Origin of the sequence: Mesorhizobium sp. M7A.F.Ca.CA.002.09.1.1, assembly GCF_003998555.1 — a bacterium.
Taxonomy (GTDB): domain Bacteria; phylum Pseudomonadota; class Alphaproteobacteria; order Rhizobiales; family Rhizobiaceae; genus Mesorhizobium; species Mesorhizobium ciceri.
On record NZ_RZRR01000709.1, the window covers coordinates 1 to 2,997 of the forward strand.

Sequence of the window (2,997 nt, forward strand, 5' to 3'; positions counted from 1 at the left end):
ACAACCGCCTTGTCGCCGAAATCGACAGCTTTTCCAGCCGCGATCTGGCCGACATGCGCGCCGACCGCTCGGAAATGCTCTACCAGATCCACAAGCAGATCTACGGCTGATCTCAAGCCCGATAAGACGCGCCGCCAAGGTGCGTTGAGATTCAGGTCAGGCCGAGTCGAAAACGGTGGTTTCCGAGAACCGGAGCGGAGCGTACTTTTGGTACGCGAGCACCGGAAGCGCAGGAAGCCGCTGTTTGCAGGCCGGCATCACCTGAATATCAATGCGCCGCCAGTGCCTTGTCGATCTGCGGCAACAGCAACGCCTGCACCGTCTCGGGCGTCAGCGGGCCGACATGTTTGTAGGCGATCTTGCCGTCCTTGCCGATGACGAAGGTTTCCGGCACGCCGTAGACGCCCCAGTCGATCGCCGCGCGGCCCGCTTCGTCGACCCCTATCGCCTGGAACGGATTGCCGAGATCGCCGAGGAACCGGCGTGCGTTTTCGGGCCGGTCCTTGTAGTTCAGCGCTGCCATGGTGAAACGCTTATCCTGCGACAACGCCAGAAGCACCGGGTGCTCTTCGCGGCATGGCGCGCACCACGACGCGAAGACGTTGACCAATGTGACCTTGCCGGCGAAGGTTTTCGAATCGAGCCCCGGCAGGTTTGAGCCCTCCAGCGCCGGCAGGCTGGTTTGCGGCGCAGGCAGGCCGATCAGGGCCGACGGCACTTCCGAAGCATCGCGCCCCGACAGCAGTTGCGACAGGAACAGTCCGGCCAGGCCGAGGAAGATCAGCAGCGGCAGAAGCACGAACAGGCGACGACTGGGCGGCGGCGTTTCCGTTTCGGTGCTCATGGCTTGGCGACCTTGTCGGAGCGACGCCTCACGCCGGACGCCTCCAGTTCGGCAAGCTCACGCTTGCGCGCCCGCTGGTCGAGCAGGATCCAGCCGATCAATCCGGCCAGCACCACGGCAGTGATGCCATAGGCGGCGGTCACGTAGAGTGCATGCGCACTCATGCGGCAGGTCCCGCTGAAGTGGGGCCTTCCAAGCCGATCATGTCGCCCAGTCTAGACATGCTTTTCCTTAGCCTCGCTCCGTCGGCTTCGCAATCGGTCGCCGAGCCGCAGTCATACGCTGCGTCAATCCGTGCCATGGCGCAGCGCCAGCGCCGCCGAGACCGGACCCAGCACGCCAAGAAACAGGGTCAGCGCGGCAAGAATGAGGAAGGGCTGCAGAAACGGGTCGGGATTGGCGGTCGCCCCATAGCTTGCCGAAACGCCGAAGATCAGCACCGGGATGGTCAGTGGCAGCACCAGCACCGAGATCAGCAGCCCGCCACGCGGCAGCGCCACCGCCACCGCCGCACCGGCGGCGCCGATGAACGTGATGGCCGGCGTGCCGACCAGCAGCGTCAGCGCCGTGGCGCCGATGCCGAGCGGCTCCATGTTCATGAACAGGCCGAGCAAGGGAGCCGCAATGACCAGCGGCAGCACGCTGCCCGCCCAATGCGCCAGGCATTTCACCAGCACTGTCAGAGCCAGCATATGGCGATCGTTGCCGAGCACCAGGAGATCGAGCGAACCGTCCTCGCGATCGGCCTGGAACAACCGGTCGAGCCCGAGCAGGCAGGACAACAGCGCGCCGATCCACAGGATGGCCGGTCCGATGCGGGCCAGCAGCTTCAGGTCCGGCCCGACCCCGAACGGGATGGTGACGATGACGGCGAGGAAGAAGATGACCCCGGTCAGCGCTCCGCCGCCGGCACGAATGTTGAGGCGGATGTCGCGCAGGAAGAGCGCTAGCATGGTTTGAGATGCTTTCGCCCAGACACCATCAACCGGCTTCCCCCATCCTCAACTCCATCCCCTCGATCCCGAGCGGCAGATGCGTCGCCGCGACAATCATCCCGCCATCCGCGCAATGCCTCGCCATCAACCCCGCAAACCGCGCCTCCGCCGCCTTGTCCAGCCCCGCCGTCGGCTCGTCCAGCAGCCACAATGGCCGGTGGCTGACCAAAAGCCTGGCGATCGCCGCGCGGCGCCGCTGCCCGGTCGATAGATAGCCGAACGGCAGGTGGCCGATGCCGCCGAGCCCGACCGTTTCCAGCGCCTCTTCGACGCCGAGCTGTCCGTCGCCATTGAAGTCTCGCCAAAAGCGCAAATTCTCCGCCACGCTGAGCGCCGGCTTCATTGCGTTCTGGTGGCCGAGATAGTGACAGGCCGAGGCAACAGACGGAAACGCTTCGCCCCCGTCTTCGACCTTCATGACGCCCTCAATCCTCACGCTGCCTTCCGCCGCCGGCAGCAGCCCGGCGATGATCCGCAGCAAGGTCGACTTGCCCGATCCGTTCGGCCCGGTGACGATAAGCGCCTGACACTCCTCCAAGGCAAAGCCGATGCCGGAAAACACCGCGTCGCCGCCTCGCTCGCCGCCCAGATTTTCGGCGATCAGCCGCATTCCTCGCCTGCCCTGAAACCATGTGTCGCGGCCGCTGCCGCATCGCACAAAATTGCTTTCCAACTGTCTAGAACTATTCCAGAAAATTCTCTATATGCGGTGCATCCGTGCCAGCGGTCGGCACGGGAACAGAATTAGCGCCGAACCAGCGCACGCGCCGCCTTGAACGGCTCGGGTTGCTTGGGAACGGACAGCGGAAATGGCCGTACCCGCACCTTTGCGCGTGATTGCATGCCATCGGCGTCCGTTCCCTTTCAGGCTGAACAGACAAGGATCGCACGTGTCAAAATCCCTCGACAGTTTCAATTGCCGCCGCACGCTGACCGCAGGCGGCGCTGAATATGCCTATTTCGATCTCATCGAGGCCGAAAAGAACGGCCTTACCGGCATCTCGCAACTGCCCTATTCGATGAAGGTGCTGCTGGAAAACCTGCTGCGCAACGAAGACGGCCGCTCCGTCACCAAGGAATCGATCCAGGCGGTGGCCGGCTGGCTGGCCGACAAGGGCACCGCCGGCGTCGAGATCGCCTATCGGCCGGCCCGCGTGC

The 2,997-nt window shown here is 64.4% G+C and carries 5 protein-coding genes; 1 reads left to right on the forward strand and 4 read right to left on the reverse strand.

All coding sequences use genetic code 11. From position 1 onward, the window contains the following. Window positions 1–268: 268 nt before the first annotated feature. The 4 genes from EN994_RS24855 to ccmA form a co-directional block, all read right to left on the reverse strand. Window positions 269–844: a DsbE family thiol:disulfide interchange protein gene (locus tag EN994_RS24855; RefSeq protein ID WP_063169543.1), complete on the reverse strand. Its 576-nt coding sequence runs from the start codon at window positions 842–844 to the stop codon at window positions 269–271. After that, entirely contained in the window at window positions 841–1,008 is a 168-nt protein-coding gene (ccmD, locus tag EN994_RS24860) for a heme exporter protein CcmD (RefSeq protein ID WP_013528831.1), read from the reverse strand. The genes EN994_RS24855 and ccmD overlap by 4 nt, the downstream gene beginning before the upstream one ends. 123 nt (window positions 1,009–1,131) lie before the next feature. Then, window positions 1,132–1,797, reverse strand: a complete 666-nt coding sequence (gene ccmB / locus EN994_RS24865) for a heme exporter protein CcmB (protein ID WP_024504965.1) — start codon at window positions 1,795–1,797, stop codon at window positions 1,132–1,134. A 28-nt stretch (window positions 1,798–1,825) separates the two neighbouring features. Continuing rightward, entirely contained in the window at window positions 1,826–2,449 is a 624-nt protein-coding gene (ccmA, locus tag EN994_RS24870; RefSeq protein WP_063169544.1) for a heme ABC exporter ATP-binding protein CcmA, read from the reverse strand. A gap of 280 nt (window positions 2,450–2,729) precedes the next feature. Here ccmA and EN994_RS24875 point away from each other — a divergent pair. Beyond that, window positions 2,730–2,997: hypothetical protein (locus EN994_RS24875; protein WP_164746152.1), on the forward strand; the 268-nt coding region annotated here is incomplete at its 3' end.